This window comes from Shewanella sp. 553, from assembly GCF_059338375.1.
In genome coordinates this window covers 3,371,708-3,388,683 of record NZ_CM181701.1, presented here as the reverse complement: position 1 = coordinate 3,388,683, position 16,976 = coordinate 3,371,708, and the positions used below count along the sequence as shown (strand labels likewise).

Genomic DNA, 16,976 nt, shown 5'->3' with positions numbered 1-16,976 from the left:
TTGGCGCAAAGGTGGTTAAGCGAAACTTACAGCAAACAATAAAGCCCCATGATGTTGATCATAGGGCTTTATTCATTTAAGTGCGTTACTCAAGGCTATCAGTGCAGTAAGCGTGCTCTGATGGTGCCTTCAATCGCCTTCATCTCTTCGAGTGCTTCGTCGGCTTGATCTGAGTTCACTTCCATTACCACGTAACCAATTTCAGCCGTGGTTTGCAGGTACTGGGCGGCGATGTTGATGCCTTTTTCTGCAAACGCTTGGTTAATCTTGATTAAGATACCAGGACGGTTATGGTGAATGTGCAGCAGACGTGATGCATCTTTGTGCTGAGCCAGCGATACTTCAGGGAAGTTAACTGCGGTCATGGTTGAACCGTTATCTGAGTACTTGGCCAGTTTGCCAGCCACTTCGATGCCGATATTCTCTTGCGCTTCTTGGGTGCTACCGCCAACGTGTGGGGTTAACAACACATTGTCTAAACCGCGCAGTGGGCTGATAAACTCATCATCATTCGATTTAGGTTCAACCGGGAACACGTCGATAGCCGCTCCCGCAAGGCGCTCGCTACGAATTGCTTGAGCTAGGGCATCAATATCGACAACCGTGCCGCGCGAGGCGTTGATCAATATGCTGCCTTGGCGCATACAAGCAAGCTCTGCTTCGGCGATCATATCTTTGGTCTGTGGGGTTTCTGGCACATGCAGGCTCACTACATCGGCTAGGGCTAATAGCTGCTCAAGTGAGTGGATTTGCTGTGCATTACCCAGTGGCAATTTATCTTCGATATCGAAGAATACCACGCGCATACCTAAGGTCTCGGCCAAAATGCCCAGCTGAGTACCAATGTGGCCGTAGCCGATAACGCCTAAGGTTTTACCACGGGCTTCATAGCTGCCCGCGGCGCTTTTAAGCCAGCCGCCACGGTGGGCAATCGCATTACGCTGTGGAATGCCACGTAATAGCATGATGATCTCACCCAGTACCAACTCCGCGACGCTGCGCGTGTTAGAGAAAGGCGCGTTAAAAACCGGGATCCCCAGTTTTTCGGCTGTGGCGAGATCAACTTGATTGGTTCCGATACAGAAGCAACCAATGCTGACTAATTTATCAGCGTGCTTCAGTACGGTTTCGGTCAGTTGGGTACGGGAGCGAATACCGACGAAATGCGCATCTTTAATCGAGGCCAATAACTCCTCTTCTCCTAATGATGCCTTATGGTATTCAATGTTGCTGTAGCCGGCGCGTTTGAACACATCTACCGCAGATTGATGGACGCCTTCCAACAGTAGGATCTTAATTTTATCCTTGTCTAGCGAGTGTTTCGCCATGATTTGAGTACCCTCTTTATCGGTTGTTGCTATATATTTGGTAATTATTTGATTGTTGACAGCTAAAGCTCTCTCAAAATAGCACTATTTTTAATCAGTGTGGAGGGCTAGATGGCTAAAGTCATTATTTCGATATTAAAACAATATCATCTAAGGAGTTCCAATTTTGCATAAAAGTATTATCTGGCTCACGATTTTTTTCGCCGTCTTCATCTGGTCGGCGATTGAGCCCAAAGATACCTTTACCTGGTTTTTAGAAGTGTTGCCAGCACTGATCGCGCTGCCGGTATTGTATTTTACGCGTAAGCGCTTCCCATTAACATCATTGGCTTACGGTTTGATTCTGATCCATGCGGTGATTTTAATGGTGGGCGGCCATTACACTTATGCCGAAGTTCCGCTGTTCGACTGGGTTGCCGAGTTGATGGGAAGTGAACGCAATAATTATGACAAAGTCGGCCATTTTGCCCAAGGGTTTATTCCAGCCTTGTTGGCCAGAGAAGTGTTGCTGCGTAATCAAGTATTAAAGCCCGGGGCTTGGTGTGGCTTCTTAGTCTGCTGTTTTGCGTTGGCCTTATCGGCATTTTATGAGCTTATCGAATGGTGGGTGGCGGTCTTGTCGGGTGAAAACGCCGAAGCCTTCCTTGGAACTCAGGGTTATGTGTGGGATACCCAGTCAGATATGGCGATGGCGCTATTAGGCGCGATAGTCAGTGTGTTACTGTTGTCATCTTGGCATAATCGCCTGCTGCAACAGCTTAAAACCACAGGTTAAGCCGAAGTGAGCCATTAGGTCGGGGCTGCACTAAGGTAGCGAAAACTGTGGTGGTTAACCGCTGTACTTCATCGATGCATGCAATAGATGATTGTTTGCTCGGTATGAATTGGCGCAATTTAAATCAAGGAGGATTTGATGAGCAACATTGACGAGCTAGTCTTTTGGCATCAGTTATCTAGCCCATGCGAGCTGGCCATTTGGGCACAGTCTCTGGGGTTAAGAGTACGTATTGCACGTCAGGTCGATGAGCTTGAACCGGATCCGCAATGCCAGAGTTTCTATTTTATTGCCCAGCAAGGTGCGGCGGTCGATAAGCAGGGCATCCCTCTTATCGTGCCGCGCTTACTGCCTTATGTGCCGCTGGCATTGTATCGGGTAAATCGTAACAGGATAAATACCGAAGCGGCCTTGTTACTAGGCGTACAAGGGCTACTGTTTAGCGACGATAGCCAAGAAGTGCAACTTAGCGGCCTACATGAATTACTGCAACATCAGTTGTGGTATGACAAGGGGCTACTGGCAAAAGTATTGCGGCGTTTTATTCCTCCTCAACATGGCCAACCATCTTTACAGCAAGAGGCGATTAGCGTTTTGCAACAACTCACTGGGCGTGAACGCACCATCATCGAACTGGTCTCCAGCGGAGCCCGCAATAAAGAGATCGCTACCCACCTATTTATCAGCGAACACACAGTGAAAGCCCATATTTCATCGATTTTTCGTAAGACCCAGTCGCGTAATCGGGTCGAATTATTGCGTTGGTTGCAGGTGAACGCCGCCTATTTTGAGTTGTGTTGATCAGTGATAATTGCTGCCTTGCTTATTACTCTGTTAAGCATGTTAGTCGTGTGTGGTCTAAAAAGCAGCTAAGTAACGTAATAAATTTACCAAAATGGAGTTTTTAGATCGTCATTTGACGCTAATTACTGAGGCGTAGAGCCGCGTTAACGTAGCGTAGCTTGCTGCGTAATTGTTTGTTTTTGAGTTTCACCTGATCCTTTTTTGTTTTCTTTGTGTTGGTTTGGTTTTCAGCTTGTTTTAAGTTTGCTGGTGAAAGGTCGCATTTTTCGCGGTCTTTAGTTATCAATGCCGCCTATTTTTGATAATGTTTTTTTCTATGGTGAAGGGTGCTTGTCACACTGAAATAGCTCGATACACTGCTACCACATAATAAAATTATTGGTAAAAAATGTATGGAAGTTTTCATCAGTTTGTTGGGGATGCTCGCCTTAATGGGCTTGGCGGTATTATTTTCAGAACACCGCCGTGCCATTAACCCTCGTACCGTACTGGGTGCGCTAGCGTTCCAAGTCGCTTTTGGCGCGTTTGTGATGTACGCCCCTATTGGTCAAAGCATACTCGATAGCGCCTCAAATGGCGTGATGCACGTGATTAACTATGGTAACGAAGGCTTAACCTTTGTGTTTGGCGATCTGGCCAAATTCGGTGTGGGCTTTATCTTCGTTATTAATGTGCTCTGCATTGTGGTGTTTATCAGCTCACTGATTGCCGTGCTCTACTATCTCGGCATCATGCAGTTGGTGATTGGCCTCATTGGTGGTGGTTTATCTAAGCTGCTGGGCAGCAGTCGCGCCGAGTCGTTGTCGGCTACCGCCAATATCTTCGTCGGCCCCATTGAAGCGCCTTCTATGGTGCGTCCATTTGTGAAGCGTATGACTCGCTCAGAGCTGTTTGCTGTGATGACCGGTGGCCTTGCTTCTGTCGCTGGTGGCACCATGATTGGTTATATCCAAATGGGGGTTGATGTCAAATATGTGCTCACTGCTGCCTTTATGACGGCGCCTGCTGGCCTATTGTTTGCCAAATTGATGTGGCCAGAAACAGAAACGCCCATCAACGACATCAAAAAAGTGATGGATGACCAGGAAGATAAGCCTGCAAACGTGCTTGATGCCGCTGCTGGTGGCGCGGCAATGGGGATGCAACAGGTACTTAACGTTGCAGCCTTATTGATGGCGTTTGTTGGATTAATTGCGCTGCTCAATGGCTTGATTGGCGGTATGGGCGGCTGGTTTGGTTATGATGATCTTACCATGCAAGCTATCTTGGGTTATGTGTTATCGCCTTTAGCCTGGATCATGGGGGTGCCTTGGAGCGAGGCGATCCAAGCAGCATCATTTATCGGCCAAAAAATGGTGATCAATGAGTTTGTTGCTTACATCGACTTCTTGAAAGTAGCCGATGACCTATCAGTTAAAACCCAAATTATTATCAGCTTTGCCCTATGTGGTTTCGCTAACATTGGCTCGCTAGCCATGGTGATTGGTGGCTTGGCAGCCTTATGCCCTGAGCGTCGTCACGATATCAGCGCTATGGGCATGAAGGCGCTTATCGCCGCGGCTCTTGCTAACCTAATGAGCGGCACGATTGCCGGTCTTCTGTATAGTCTAGCGGGTTAATAAAACAGAGTGCTTGCCGCTGCGCGGCAGGCCATTTTTTGATTGGAGAGACAAATGACCCCACATATTAACGCACCAGCAGGTGCTTTTGCGAAAACGGTATTAATGCCTGGCGATCCGCTACGTGCGAAATACATTGCCGATAACTTTCTCGAAAACCCTAAGCTTGTGACCGATGTACGCAACATGTTGGGTTATACCGGCGAGTATCAAGGCAAGCCAATTTCTGTGATGGGCTCAGGCATGGGCATTCCTTCTATCTCTATCTATGCCAAAGAGCTGATCACCGAATATGGTGTCGAAAATATCATTCGTATCGGCTCTTGTGGCGCTATCAGCGACAATATTAAGCTGATGGATGTGGTCATGGCGATGGGGGCGAGCACTGACTCGGCTGTCAATCGTAGCCGTTTTGCCAATACAGATTTTGCCATGATTGCCGATTTCAACTTGTTGAGCCTTGCCGTCGATGCCGCGAAAAAACAAGGCGCTAACTATCATGTTGGCAACTTATATTCGTCTGATCTGTTTTATAGCAGCGATGAGTCACGTTACGACTTGATGGAAAAATATGGCATCTTAGGTGTCGAGATGGAAGCGGCGGGTCTATACGGCGTTGCGACCGAATATGGCGCTAAAGCACTGGCGATGATGACAGTGACCGATCATATTCGCCAAGGGTTGCACCTGACCGCTGAAGAGCGTCAAGAAACCCTTAATGAGATGATTAAGCTGACGCTAGAAGCGGTTAGTCACTTAGACTGAGTTGCGAGTGACGTCTGCTAAGCACTTAAGCTTATCAAACATAAAAAGGCCTTATGACAAGGCCTTTTTTTGTGCCCAGAGATTACTGGCTTGCCGTTGGTGTTCATTATTTAATAGGCCAAAGTATTTGAGATAAGCGCAGTTTTTACATGATAAGCCGCTCGGTTAGCGGTTTAAACTTTAGCAATGACGCAGTAGACTAGCGTTTATTATCATTGAAATGGAATATCAGATGAGCATTTGGTTTAGACCCATTACCCTAGAAGATTGCGCCAAATTAGATGCCGGCATGCATGGCAAAGGCACCTTGATGCAGACTATGGGCATTAGCATTACTGAGATAGGCGATGACTACATGATTGCCACCATGGCTGCGACCCCCGCAATTCATAACCCGCTGGGGATAGTGCACGGCGGGGCCAATGTCGCCTTAGCCGAAACCGTCGCCAGTTACGCAGCCAATTTTGCCGTCGATTTTGAGCAGTATTACTGCGTCGGGCAAGAGATCAATGCCAACCACCTTAAGGCCTCTCGTAATGGGATTCTCACCGCGACCACTAAGCCAGTGCATTTGGGCAAACGCAGTTCGGTGTGGGAAATTCTGATCCATAACAGCGCCGGTGAACTCTGTTGTATTTCACGCATGACGGCGGCGGTGGTTAAACGTTAGCCCGATCTTGTTATGCTTAGGCGTAGTCGTTCCGTTGTGGGTTACACCAGCTTCGCCTAGGTGTTGCTAGGACAAGGGATCATGGCTGTCGCTTTACGCTTATGGTGTCCATAATAAGGATATTGACTGTTACCTCAATGGAGTGCGTATGGATAATGCAACGATATGGGAATGGGTTGGCTACTTAGCCTCTGTGGTGGTCGCCATCTCATTGATGATGGCGAACATTAAAAAGCTACGCTGGTGGAATCTCATTGGCGCCGCCTTATTTGTCGCCTACGGTGTGGCCATTGAGGCTTACCCCGTCGCCTTAGTGAACTTCTTTATTGTGCTGATTGACGCTTATTATCTGGTTAAGCTCTATCGTAAGCCACCGAGCCCTGTGCAGCGCCAGTGATCTCCCATCTTGTTTCTTTATTAGCTGTAACGTAGCGGCCTGTATTAGTCAGATAAATGGCTATCGCTAGCAACTTAACCGCTACGTATTTTACGCTTATTTTTCCTCTGATTTTTTAGTTTTTCCCCTTGGCGATAAACAGGCTGAGTTAGTCTCAATTAAGCCTGTTTAATCTGACTACCTCCTCTAGTTAATCTTAATACGGCCTTGTTAATTCAATAAACAGATTGCAACTATCAATTTTAATCGCTTTATTTGAATTGGTCGTCAACCTATGATGACGACATCGTAATTGCAGTGGCAAATATATAGGAGCATTAGCTATGACAACTATTTTCGATCTTATCGAACAGTGGGTTAATCACACTTCATAGTGATGGTCGCCAGCATGCAAACAATAGTACAGCAGCCACTTGTCGCGCCATAAAGCCGATAGTGATGCAAAAATAATATTAATTTTAATGGAGTAAACAGATGATAAACCAAGCGATGACAGCTCACACACCAGCCATGCTTACTAGCCAAAATGGCGCCCCGGTTACAGACGACCAAAACTCATTATCGGCAGGTGAACGTGGCCCACTGTTACTGCAAGACTGGCACTTAATCGAGAAGTTAGCTCACTTTAATCGTGAACGCATTCCTGAGCGTATCGTGCATGCTAAGGGGACGGGAGTGTATGGCACTTTTACACTGACAAAAGATTTAAGTGATTTCACCATTGCCGACCATTTTAATGGTGTGGGCAAACAAACCGAGACTTTTATGCGTTTCTCCACCGTTGGTGGTGAGATGGGATCGGCGGATGCTGAGCGTGACCCGCGTGGATTTGGGCTGCGCTTTTATACGACGCGCGGTAACCATGACATTGTGGGCAACAATACACCGACCTTCTTCTTGCGTGATGGCATTAAGTTTCCCGATTTCATTCACACGCAAAAGCGCAACCCACAAACCAATTTGAAAGATCCGCAGGCGATGTGGGACTTCTGGTCACTCAACCCTGAGGCGATGCATCAGGTAACGATATTAATGTCTGATCGTGGTATTCCTGCTAACTACCGCCAGATGCACGGTTATGGCTCGCACACCTTCTCGTTTTGGAATGCTAAAGGCGAGCGTTTTTGGGTGAAGTTCCACTTTAAATCGCAACAAGGGGTGGTCAACCTCACAACTGAGCAAGCCGATATATTAAAGGGGATCGATCCCGATTCATCTCAACGCGATATGGTGGCGGCAATCAATGATGGCAACTTCCCCCGCTGGACTGTTAATGTACAAATCATGCCTGAAGCCGATGCTAACACTTATCACATTAACCCGTTTGATTTGACTAAAGTGTGGCCACATAGTGACTACCCACTTATTGAAGTGGGCGTATTAGAGCTTAATCGTTTACCTCAAAATTACTTTGCCGAAGTAGAGCAGGTAGCACTGGCTCCAAGTAACTTAGTGCCAGGTGTGGGCGCATCGCCAGATAAGATGCTGCAAGCACGTTTGTTTGCCTATGCAGATGCACAGCGTTATCGCATTGGCGCCAACTATAACCAGTTGCCGGTTAACTGCCCCCATGCCACGCAAGCCAATCATCACCAACGTGGTGGTGCAATGGCAGGAACTCGATGTCCCTTTAGCGGCAGTCAAACTGGCGGCGATGCGAGTGTTAACTATGGGCCTAATAGCAGGGCCGCAGGCTTAGCTGAGCCTAAGATAGTCGCCGAGCCACCACTGCGACTCGAAGGAGAGGCAGCACGTTATAGTCGTTATGATCAAGACGATTATACTCAGGCCGGTAACTTATATCGCATCTTCTCCGAGGCGGAACAAGCGCGGTTAGTAGCCAATATTGCCGCTACGTTAAGTCAGGCCAGTGATGATGTGCAGCAACGTATGGTGCAGCACTTTACTCAAGCCGACAGTGGTTATGGTCAGCAAGTGCAACAGGCCTTAGGGTTATAAGTTTTAGTGCATGAAAAAGCCAGTGGCGTATACCATACCACTGGCTTTTTCATTATGTTGTTGGCTCACCGCTTAAAATAGCAAAGTGGCTAATCCCAACAGGGCAAAGAGTGCGGCGCAGCCACGGTGGATCCAGACCATAGGCAGCTTGTCGGCGCTAAAGTGGCCGGCAATCACCACTGGCACATTGGCAATCATCATGCCGAGCGTGGTGCCGACAACCACCAAGGCGAGGGCGTCATATTTAGCCGACAGTACGATGGTGGCTATCTGAGTCTTATCGCCCATCTCGGCTAAGAAAAACAGCACAAAGGTGGCAATAAAGGGACCCATCTTATAGAAGCGGCTCTCTTCGGCGTCGACTTTATCGGGCACTAATACCCACAGCGCGATGGCAAAAAAGGAGCCTGCGACAATATAGCGCGCCAGATCTGGACTGATCCAGTTGATGGCCCATTGGCCCAGCCACGCGGCAGCAAAGTGATTGGCAAGAGTCGCGAGTAAGATGCCTAAAATGATGGCGGTTTTATTTCTAAAGCGGGCGGCTAGTATTAATGCTAGCAGTTGAGTTTTATCACCAATTTCGGCAATTGCCACGGTGAAGGTTGACGCAAGTAGAGCTTCCATGAGGGTTCCTTAGGGGGCAAAAAATCCAAGCACAGTCCGCCGCCCCCTAAATTTGAGCGGTAACCGTGCTTAGGTCTTGCCGGGCAATATGCCAGCCGATATCGGCTATGCCTATTACTGTGAGCACCATGGCATAAGGCCAAGTATGTTGATACTCACCCATGACCCATTATCGAGTCACGTTAGCTACTCCCCTAAAGCAGTGGCGGCAGATTATACGGATCCAGGTTGATTAGGCAAGTCAGGCAGGCAGTTTTTTTGCCAAAAGTCGTATTGTTGTAATGGTGCTGCGTTACAGTTGTTTAAAGGATGTTGCCTAGGTGTATAAACTTGCTTTTGTTGCTGAAGTTGGCTTGTGCGCTGGGTTAGGCTCTGATATGGTCGCTAGCAGTCATATTAAAATTGTATAAAGGTAGTGATGAAAAAAGCCTATCGATATTTTTACCGATTTATACCGCCTCAGCGGCTTAGTTAAATAGATACTGGTAAAAATGATCATGTTAGCTAAGTTGTTGGGGCCCAACCATATCGCAGTAAGGTGCAGATGCACTAGACGATGGGGAGGCTTACAGTGGGTGCTACATGTTGCTAAAAATCCTCTTTCAATTGTCGTTCAAATCTGACCTTCCAACTCTTATAAAAATTAAAAACAGGACAATCTTGTGAATTCAAAAATGCTTGGTTCTATAGCCATTGTTGCAGGGACGGCAATCGGTGGGGGAATGTTGGCTTTGCCTCTGGCGACGGCGGCGTTAGGTAGCGTGGCTGCCATGGCTTTATTGGTGGTGATTTGGGGCGTATCGGCTTATACATCGCTGTTGATGTTAGAAATTAATCTTCGCTCTGGGGTGGGTGACAATGTGCATGCCATCACAGGTAAAACCTTAGGTAAAGTGGGTCAACTTGTTCAAGGGGGCTCATTTTTAAGCCTGCTTTATGCGTTGACCATGGTCTATTTGCTCGGTGGCTCCTCCTTATTAGTCTCTAAGCTCGATGGTTTGTTCGGCGTACAGCTCGACTCACACACTGCGATTATGCTGTTTACCCTGTTTTTTGGTGGTCTGATTGCGGTGGGGATCGCCTGGATCGATAAGATCTCGCGGGTACTTTTTTCTGCCATGGTGCTGTTATTAGTGCTGGTGGTGTTGTTTTTGTTGCCCGATGTGTCGTTGTCGAGCATGGCGGCAACAGCCGTTATTGAAGGCGTCGAGCAGGGCAGTTTTTCTGGTTACTTAATGGCGGCGGTGCCTGTGGTGTTTACCTCGTTTGGTTTCCACGTCTGTATTGCCACTTTAGTGGGTTACCTTGATGGCGACAGCGTTAAACTGCGTAAGGTATTGTTGATTGGCTCAACCATTCCACTGGCCTGCTATATATTTTGGCTGACGGTTACCTTAGGTACCGTGGGTGGCGATAGAATTAGTGGGTTTGATGGCTCGTTACCTCAGCTGATCAATGCGCTGCAAGCCTTGGCGCAATCATCGATTGTCAGCCAAAGCATCGCCTTCTTTGCCGACTTGGCGCTGATCACCTCGTTCCTTGGGGTCACCATGAGCCTGTTTGATTTTATTGCCGAGTTAACTCGGGCCAAAAGCAATGCGAGTGGCCGCTTACAGACTTGGTTATTAACTTTTATTCCGCCTTTGTTGTGTGCGATCTTCTACCCCGACGGCTTCGTCAAAGTACTGGGCTTTGCGGCTATCCCATTGGTGATGATGATCATTATTTTACCCATCTTGATGGCCATGCGTCAGCGTAAGCTAGCATTGGGAGGTTACCAAGTGATGGGCGGTACGCCAGCCTTATATGTGGCGGGCGCGCTAGGGGTGATGATCATTGCTTCGCAATTATGGGTGACCTTGTAGCATCACTTTAAGGCGGCATAACTTAACTCATGGTAAATGAGTCTTAGACGCCGCCCAAGTGGGTTATTTTTAAGGGTGTTATACGACCTATTTAGCGACACACCTCGTTACTTTTTTAGTCATTTTCTAAGCTATTTGTATACTAGCCATTTGTGATAAAGTCGGGTAATTGCCCGACTTTTTTATTGTCTGGGTATTGCTCAACAATTGAATCACTCGATATCTATAACGATAAAATGGACTTAAAAAATGAAAAAACTATTAATGACAGTGGCGTTTGCCGCTGCCTTTGGCGCGCAAGCCGATGAGGGCATGTGGCAGCCACATCAGCTGCCCGCGATGGCGGATGAGTTAAAAGCCAAAGGGCTTGAGATTGATGCCAAATCAATCTCTAAACTGACCGAATTTCCGATGAATGCCGTGATAAGTCTTGGTGGTTGTACGGCGTCATTTGTCTCTCCTAAAGGGCTGGTCGTGACTAACCATCACTGTGCCTATGGCTCAATTCAGTACAACTCAACCCCTGAGAACAACCTCCTCGAAGATGGCTTTTTAGCCAAAACCTTTGCCGATGAATTACCGGCCACACCCGGCTCACGCATCTATGTCACTGAAGCGGTGACCGATGTGACTGACAAGGTTAAAGCGGGCTTGGCGGAGAAAGAGGGGAACGCCTTCTATCAAGGGATTGAAGCCAAAGAAAAAGCCTTAGTGGCCGAGTGTGAGGCCGAAGGGGGCTATCGCTGTCAGGTATACAGTTTTCATGGCGGGCTAGAATATTATCTGGTTAAGCAATTGGAGATCCGCGACGTACGCTTAGTCTATAACCCAGCGGCAAGCGTGGGTAAGTATGGCGGCGATATCGACAACTGGATGTGGCCACGCCACACGGGTGATTTCTCTTTTTACCGTGGTTATGTGGCTAAAGATGGCAAGCCTGCCGATTTTAGCCAAGACAACGTGCCTTACGAGCCAAAGAGCTTCTTGAAAGTGTCGGCCAAAGGCGTCAGTGACGGTGATTTTGTGATGGTGGCCGGTTATCCGGGTCGCACCAATCGCTACCGCACTGCCAACGAAGTCCAAAATCAGTTTGAATGGGCATACCCTGAAGGCAAAATGCTGCGTGAGCGCTTTATCGAGATCATCAAAGAGACTGCGCCAGAGGGCAGCGATGAGCGCATCAAGTATGAAAGCTTGATTGCTGGATTGGCCAACTACGCGAAAAACTTCACCTCAATGATCGAGTTTTACGGTAAGTCGACCATGCTGGCCGATCGTCAAGCCGGTGAGGCCGAACTCGGGAAGTGGATTGCGCAAGATAGCGAGCGTAAGGCCAAATACGGTAAGACCCTTGCCGAGCTCGACAGCCTGATCGCCCAAAGCCAAGAGCACCAAGCGCGTAACATCATCTTGGGTTACTTAGGTTACACCACTATGTTACCCACCGCGCGCCAACTTTATCGCCTAGCCAATGAGAAGCAGCTTGACGATATGGCACGTGAGCCAGGTTACCAAGAGCGTGATATGACCCGCTTTAAGTCAGGCATGGAGCGTATCGACAGACGTTACGCTGCCAGTGTCGATAAAGCCGTGGTCTTTGACCTGCTTAAACGTTACGCCGCGCTGCCAGAAAGTGAGCATATTGCCGCACTCGATAAAGCCTTTGGTATCGATAAAAACTTTGATGCCGCCAAGCTCAGCAAGACGTTAGACAAGATGTACGCCAACACGCAACTGGACGACCAAGCCACGCGTTTGGCCTGGATGGACAAATCGGTAAGCGACTTTAAAGCCTCCAACGATCCCTTTATTCAGCTTGCGGTGGCTATGTATGACACCGATATGGCTGAAGAGCAAAAATCGAAGCAGCTGGCTGGTAAGCTGATGAAGGTGCGGCCACAATATATGGACGCCATCATCGCTTATAACAAGCAGTTAGGTAAGCCAGTTTACGCCGATGCCAACTCAAGCTTGCGTGTTACCGTGGGCCATGTGAAGGGCTATTCACCACAAGATGGTTTACAGGCGGTGCCTTTTACTCGTCTCGAAGGCATTTTGGCTAAAGACACTGGCGTGTCACCATTTGATGCCCCTAAGAAGCAGTTAGAGCTAATTAAGCAAAAGCAGTATGGTGATTTCTATATGAAGTCTATCGACTCAGTGCCGGTTAACTTCCTGTCGACCTTAGACACCACTGGCGGCAACTCTGGCTCGCCAACCTTAAATGGTCGCGCCGAGCTTGTGGGTCTGCTGTTTGATGGTGTGTATGAGAGCATCATTGGTGATTGGGGCTACGATCCTGACACCAACCGTTCTATCCAGGTCGATAGCCGTTATATGCTGTGGGTCATGAAATACTTAGATAATGCCGATAACCTGCTAGAAGAGATGGAAATTGTGCATTAATCACCGGCGATTAACCCTGCGTGGTTAATATGTGCCGCCACTAAAAAAGGGGCTTAAGTTATCACTTAAGCCCCTTTTTACGCATAGATAGTTTTACGCATAGGTGGGGTGATAAAACGGCCTACCACAGCCCTTTTGATTTCACTCGGCTGGCACGTTCAAGCTGAGTCGTGAGACTCGGTGCGTCATCGGGGGCAGCGGGTGTCGCTGGCGTTTGCGCTAATTGACTGCGCAGCGCCTTTATCTGTGCCATCAACTGCTCTTGCCCTTGCTTAAGCTGACTGAACTGAGTGGCCAACTCGGCGTGTGGCTGCGCGGTTTCTGCTACCGCGGGTAGTTGACTGAGCTGGTGACTTAACTGTTCTTGCCCCTGTTGTAACTGCTCAAGTTGCTGCTCAATAGCGCTAAAGTCCACGTTGCTTGTTGGCTGTGGCACGTTTGCGCGCTCAACCATTGCGGTTAACTTTTGCCACTGCTGCTCAGATAGCCCCTTATCTTCGCTGGCGTCTAACGCGAGGCCAGCTGAGTGAAGTTGGCAGGCTAAGGTGTGACAGTTCACCTTGTCTTGTAGCAGGGTTTGGCTCAGCATCGATGGCAGTTGTGGCGCCAATTCATGCAGGAATAATCCTGACAGATACAGGTCTCGATGAAACTGGGTGCGGCGCTGCTGCACGATATCTGGTTCATCATTACGCGCTTTTTCCTGCTGTTGCCAACGCCTTAGGGCTTTTATGGCATAGCTGTGGGCGTCGTGGATCTCAGGCTCAAGTCCTACATTGAATCGAATGCGCATAATGGTCCTTTAACCCGCTTCAGCAGGCTCAGCGGCGTGGTAGCAACAGATCTCTCTCGATAATGCTTCTTGAGGATCTTTGACCATCACAATCTTATCGCCCAGCGAAGGGTAGGCATTGCGGATCGCGCTTTCAATCAGCATAGCGCCGCCACCGACTAAATAGATCCGGTTTGGATTACGGGTAAAGGTTTTTGCCTCATAGGCAACCGCGGCGCCGAGCTCGGCAATTTTGTCCTCAATTCGCGCTAATACCCAATCGACTTTGCTGATGTCGTTAATCACCTCTTCCACAAATTCACGGTTATGGCGACGCTTAATCAATTCATTGGCGACCAAGTAGCTGGCATCGCTGTCTGCAGCTGACAGCGCTTTTCTTGCCGCGTTGGTCACCATAGAAACACCAATTTCGGCATTGCCATACACGGCCGACACATCGTCGAACTCGCCGACAATGACGCCCATATCTAAGGTAGTGCCGCCGCAATCAATCACCAAGGATTTGGCAAACTCATTGACGCCTGAGTCCATCAGAGTGGTTAGCACGGCAGGTAGGCTCTCAGGTAGCACTTCAACATCGACGATAGTGAATAACTCGCCTTTATTGAGGCTGATTTCTCGCATCAAGTTAGCTTTCTTGCGGGCGATATTCTCTTCGTTTTTCTGGCAGTCATCGGCCTTGTAGTACTCGGTGATGGGCAGTGTGACCAGAATGCTTACTGGGCCCGGTTTCACGCCAGTTTGCAGCAGCGCATGGTGGACCGATAGCAGGTTTAAGTCGTCATATTGGAAGGCAACGTGAGTGGTCGACAGCGCCTTATCTGATGTGGCGTCATAGGTGTACTTGGTCGAGGCGATTTGATAGTTAAAGACCTTGCGGTCATTCAGCAAAGCGGCACTTTTCCAGTCTTTACGAAAAGAGTTGGGGGAAGTCACGCTGCGCACTACGCCGTTTTCAATCCAGCTGATTTTCACATTAGTCGAGCCATCATCGATAGCAAATTTTGTCATGCTTGAATGCATTACCGTTCCTTAAAATAAACCCATTTTTGCATGTTAATACGACCCAATTGGCGTATAACTGAAATCGTTTGCTGATTTATTTTAAGGTGACGCTGTTGGTTACCCAGTAGCGTTAGCCTTCGAATGAAAGTATCGGCATTTTTTGGCTTGTAGGGTTTAGCTGAATGGGTTTTATTTATTGATGGTAGCGTTAACCCGCTTGGCAACCAATGGTTTGCTGCATGCCTTCGTGCAGGTACTTCTTCGGCACACTGCTTTTTTGTTAAACATGCGATTTCATCCCTGAAATAGAAGGGCTCAGCGGCACAAACACGTAGTCAACGCAAAGCAAAAAAGTGAGGTTTTGAGATGGGGACATATTTTTAGGCGCAAAGTGCTATAACTTCGCATCTTTTACCCGTTGATTGTGATGATTTATCAAACTCGATCTGTAATTTTTTAATTGTACTAACGGTGATTTTAGATAAGTTCACATTCTCTATTACGAAGCAGCCTTTTGACTCACACCTTTTATCAAACCTGATATGCTCATCACCGTGTGTGCCTATTCCGTAGCTGTCAATAACGATAAATGCTGGGGATTTTTCTAGGAGTGCATCAAGCACTTTAGCTGTGACCGAAGTATCCATAGCACCATAGTCGGGTGTTCCATAACTATTTTTTTCGATATTCCCAGTAAACAGCACTAATGCTTTACTTGAAATATCTAGATGCTCAATATCGCTAGTTGAAGGCATTCCATTCGTACAGTCTAGAATCTCTGCTTCAACCTCATATTTGGCTTCTGCTGGTTCTGATTCGTAGCAATCAATATGCGTCCCTATATGACCAAAAGCGCTAACAGAGTCCGATTGTTTTTTAGCCCATTCGTATGCAGGGTGTCCCTCTTCTATCAACAGACTTAGTGGTTCTTTGTGCATATACAACCTCGATAAAAATGGACACACGTTAAATTACTTTGTTGCTCAAAAATGTCAATTGATGCTGCACTCATCGAAGTAAAAGAGTGCTTTCACATAAGCCTGCGGCAGGCAATTAACAACCATGAATGTACGACCCTCAAACCTAATTAATCCATTTCGGCTTGCCAAACGCGACTCACACAAAACTCAAAAATGCCACCCCTTGATTCTAAGGCCAACCGCTTATGCAATACTGGCTTGCAAGGCGGTTAATTCATCATTGGTTAGTGGGCGCAATTGCCCGGGCGGCAAGGCGCCAAGAGATAAAGACTCAATGGCCACACGCTCAAGGTCGATGACCCGATAACCGAGCGCCTGACTCATACGACGTATCTGGCGGTTTAACCCTTGGGTAAGCACTATCTCAAACTGAGTGTCATCTAAACGCCGCACTTGGCAGGGCAAGCTAGTGAGGTTTTTATAGCTGACCCCGGCTGCCATTTGGGTGATAAATTGCTCATCGAACGCTTTATTGAGTCGCACTTGATAACGTTTGCGATGGTGAAAGTCGGGGTGCATTAATCGCTGCGTCAATTCACCATCGTTGGTCAGCAGTAATAAGCCGCGCGAATCTTTATCTAGCCGCCCCACAGGATAGAGGCGTGGCTGCTTGGGCAGCAGATGCCATAGGCTAGATGGGTCGTGGGGTAGCAGGCGGCAGTCGGTACCGACCTGTTTGTTGAGCATCCAATATTGCTTGTGCTCCACCGCTGGCAAAGGCTTGCCTTGATAACAAACTTGTTGCTGCGCCGTTTGGCCTTGTGGAGTGTCGATAAGAGTGACGCTGTCGATATGGTTAGCTAAACGGCCATCGATGGTAATTTGGCTATCACGGATAAGCCGGGTTGCACCGCGACGAGAACATAAACCGGTGAGGGCAATATATTGAGCTAAGCGCATGACGGACTCTGATTAATCTAAATCGGGATTGGAGAAGGTATTATAGTCAGATACTTCAATAGATTAACGAACTATATTATTTA

The 16,976-nt window shown here is 47.9% G+C and carries 15 protein-coding genes; 9 read left to right on the top strand and 6 right to left on the bottom strand.

The features are described from left to right. Positions 1-98: 98 nt before the first annotated feature. Entirely contained in the window at positions 99-1,328 is a 1,230-nt protein-coding gene (gene serA / locus AC5YBZ_RS14985; RefSeq protein WP_475514929.1) for a phosphoglycerate dehydrogenase, read from the bottom strand. Between the two features lie 166 nt (positions 1,329-1,494). Here serA and AC5YBZ_RS14980 point away from each other — a divergent pair, with 166 nt between their 5' ends. The 7 genes from AC5YBZ_RS14980 (at position 1,495) to katB (ending at position 8,317) form a co-directional block, all read left to right on the top strand. Further along, positions 1,495-2,103, top strand: coding sequence for a DUF2238 domain-containing protein (locus AC5YBZ_RS14980; RefSeq protein WP_494520846.1), 609 nt, complete (start codon positions 1,495-1,497; stop codon positions 2,101-2,103). Between the two features lie 138 nt (positions 2,104-2,241). Next, on the top strand, positions 2,242-2,904 hold the full coding sequence (locus AC5YBZ_RS14975) for a helix-turn-helix transcriptional regulator (protein WP_494520847.1): 663 nt from the start codon (positions 2,242-2,244) through the stop codon (positions 2,902-2,904). A gap of 395 nt (positions 2,905-3,299) precedes the next feature. Further along, a complete protein-coding gene (locus AC5YBZ_RS14970; protein WP_494520848.1) occupies positions 3,300-4,526 on the top strand; it encodes a NupC/NupG family nucleoside CNT transporter in 1,227 nt (408 codons plus the stop codon). A 54-nt stretch (positions 4,527-4,580) separates the two neighbouring features. Then, a complete protein-coding gene (deoD, locus tag AC5YBZ_RS14965) occupies positions 4,581-5,291 on the top strand; it encodes a purine-nucleoside phosphorylase (protein WP_494520849.1) in 711 nt (236 codons plus the stop codon). Between the two features lie 232 nt (positions 5,292-5,523). Then, positions 5,524-5,961, top strand: coding sequence for a PaaI family thioesterase (locus AC5YBZ_RS14960; RefSeq protein WP_494520850.1), 438 nt, complete (start codon positions 5,524-5,526; stop codon positions 5,959-5,961). 148 nt (positions 5,962-6,109) lie between these two features. After that, positions 6,110-6,358 carry a YgjV family protein gene (locus AC5YBZ_RS14955; protein ID WP_494520851.1) on the top strand — a complete coding sequence of 83 codons (249 nt, stop codon included), beginning with the start codon at positions 6,110-6,112 and terminating at the stop codon, positions 6,356-6,358. 510 nt (positions 6,359-6,868) lie between these two features. Further along, positions 6,869-8,317 carry a catalase KatB gene (gene katB / locus AC5YBZ_RS14950; protein WP_494521577.1) on the top strand — a complete coding sequence of 483 codons (1,449 nt, stop codon included), beginning with the start codon at positions 6,869-6,871 and terminating at the stop codon, positions 8,315-8,317. A 72-nt stretch (positions 8,318-8,389) separates the two neighbouring features. Here katB and AC5YBZ_RS14945 read toward each other — a convergent pair whose 3' ends face one another. Then, the gene (locus AC5YBZ_RS14945; RefSeq protein ID WP_494520852.1) at positions 8,390-8,944 is read right to left on the bottom strand and encodes a TMEM165/GDT1 family protein; all 555 of its coding nucleotides are present in this window, start codon (positions 8,942-8,944) and stop codon (positions 8,390-8,392) included. 662 nt (positions 8,945-9,606) lie between these two features. Here AC5YBZ_RS14945 and AC5YBZ_RS14940 point away from each other — a divergent pair. Together AC5YBZ_RS14940 and AC5YBZ_RS14935 are read left to right on the top strand one after the other, a co-directional pair. Beyond that, complete coding sequence (locus AC5YBZ_RS14940; protein WP_475514922.1) at positions 9,607-10,809, top strand: aromatic amino acid transport family protein; 1,203 nt, start codon at positions 9,607-9,609, stop codon at positions 10,807-10,809. Between the two features lie 249 nt (positions 10,810-11,058). After that, entirely contained in the window at positions 11,059-13,215 is a 2,157-nt protein-coding gene (locus tag AC5YBZ_RS14935; protein ID WP_494520853.1) for a S46 family peptidase, read from the top strand. Positions 13,216-13,336: 121 nt separating this feature from the next. On the opposite strand, the gene AC5YBZ_RS14930 is transcribed toward AC5YBZ_RS14935, so the two are convergent. From AC5YBZ_RS14930 to AC5YBZ_RS14915, 4 genes are all read right to left on the bottom strand, one after another. Next, a complete protein-coding gene (locus AC5YBZ_RS14930) occupies positions 13,337-14,008 on the bottom strand; it encodes a hypothetical protein (RefSeq protein ID WP_494543127.1) in 672 nt (223 codons plus the stop codon). Between the two features lie 9 nt (positions 14,009-14,017). Next, positions 14,018-15,031 carry a plasmid segregation protein ParM domain-containing protein gene (gene parM / locus AC5YBZ_RS14925; protein ID WP_494523950.1) on the bottom strand — a complete coding sequence of 338 codons (1,014 nt, stop codon included), beginning with the start codon at positions 15,029-15,031 and terminating at the stop codon, positions 14,018-14,020. Positions 15,032-15,393: 362 nt separating this feature from the next. Beyond that, complete coding sequence (locus AC5YBZ_RS14920) at positions 15,394-15,951, bottom strand: cyclase family protein (protein WP_494520856.1); 558 nt, start codon at positions 15,949-15,951, stop codon at positions 15,394-15,396. 225 nt (positions 15,952-16,176) lie between these two features. After that, positions 16,177-16,893: a pseudouridine synthase gene (locus AC5YBZ_RS14915; protein WP_494543126.1), complete on the bottom strand. Its 717-nt coding sequence runs from the start codon at positions 16,891-16,893 to the stop codon at positions 16,177-16,179. Positions 16,894-16,976 lie beyond the last annotated feature (83 nt).